Source organism: Rhodovulum bhavnagarense (assembly GCF_004343505.1).
Classification (GTDB): domain Bacteria; phylum Pseudomonadota; class Alphaproteobacteria; order Rhodobacterales; family Rhodobacteraceae; genus Rhodovulum; species Rhodovulum bhavnagarense.
Map to the genome: position 1 here is coordinate 1 of NZ_SLXU01000045.1, position 1397 is coordinate 1397.

Genomic DNA, 1397 nt, shown 5'->3' on the forward strand with positions numbered 1-1397 from the left:
GAGCTATGCGGGATTATGGGTGACGCGGCCTGATCAGGCGGCGCGGTTTTCGGTGGCGTTCTCGGCGACACCGTCGGTGAATGTGACGCCTTCGATGACCAAAGGCAACTGGTTGGCCCCCTTCAAGCGGCGCCAGGTCTTGCTGGCGGCCTGAACGAGCTTGAAGACCATCAGCTTCGCCGTCTTCTGCGAGAGCGCGCCCTTGGTGCGCACGGTCCGGTGCCGGACGGTCGCGAAGACGCTCTCGATCGAGTTGCCCGTGCGCAAATGATCCCAATGTTCGCCCGGGAAGTCGTAGAAGGCGAGCAGCGCCTCGCGGTCCTTGGTCAGGCAGGTCACCGCCTTTTCGTATTTGGCGCCGTATTTCGCGGAGTAGGTATCCATGGCGGTTTCTGCCGCGGCGCGGGTCTCCGCTTGCCAAATCTCGCGCAGATCGGCTTTCACCGTCGGCTGCATGGATTTCGGGAACTTGTTCAGGACGTTGGCGATCTTGTGAACCCAACACCGCTGATGCCGCGTGCCGGGGAAGACCTCGTCGAGCGCCTTCCAGAACCCCATAGCCCCATCGCCGACAGCGATCTCGGGCGGAACCGCAAGACCGCGCGCCTTGATGTCGACCAGCAGCTCGCGCCAGCTCTGGGCGCTCTCGCGCAGGCCGACCTGGAATCCGACGAGCTCCTTCTTCCCCTCTGGCGTGGCGCCGAGAATGACGAGCATGCATTCGGCCTGCGGCTCCATCCGGGCCTGCAGGTACACGCCATCCGCCCAGATATAGACGTATCGGCGGGCCGACAGGTCGCGGCGATGCCAGCGGTCGTAGTCCTGCTGCCACTCCCCGGTCAGGCGCGAGATCACGCTCGGTGACAGGTTCGGCGCATCTTTCCCCAGGATCGCGGCCAGCGCTTCCTGGAAGTCGCCCGTCGAGATGCCGCGAAGATACAGGACCGGCAGCAGCGCATCGAGGCTACGCGAGCGTCGCGCCCATTTCGGCAGGATCGCCGAGGTGAACCGGATCTTCTGGTCGGCCGGCACATCGGTGGCGCGGTCGCGCACCTTCGGACGCTGCACGTCGAGGGCCCCGATCCCGGTCTGGATACTGCGTTCCGGCCCGTAACCGTGTCGCACAACCCGCTGGCGACCGTCAGGAAGGATCTCTTCGGCATGTTGCGCGACAAAGGCGTCGGCCTCGGCTCGCAACGCGGCAGCCAGCATCCGGCGCGCGCCGACGCGGGCGATCTCGGTCAGCGAATCATCAACAGATTCCGGCTGACGAAGGGCGATGATGTCTGTAGTCTTCTCCATGGCGTATCGTTCCTCTTGGAAGTTCTGGCAGGCTTCAGCACCCGCCACGATACGCCACCCTCTCAAACCCCGTCACCCAGTTTCACGCATAGCTC

The 1397-nt window shown here is 64.6% G+C and carries 1 protein-coding gene; it reads right to left on the reverse strand.

What is annotated here, in order from left to right; all coding sequences use genetic code 11:
• Positions 1–33: 33 nt before the first annotated feature.
• Complete coding sequence (locus EV663_RS15500) at positions 34–1302, reverse strand: IS256 family transposase (protein ID WP_132953437.1); 1269 nt, start codon at positions 1300–1302, stop codon at positions 34–36.
• Positions 1303–1397: the final 95 nt, after the last annotated feature.

Excerpts from the sequence above, each read along its gene's own strand:
- EV663_RS15500 (WP_132953437.1), bottom strand. The coding sequence starts at position 1,302 with ATGGAGAAGACTACAGACATCATCGCCCTTCGTCAGCCGGAATCTGTT.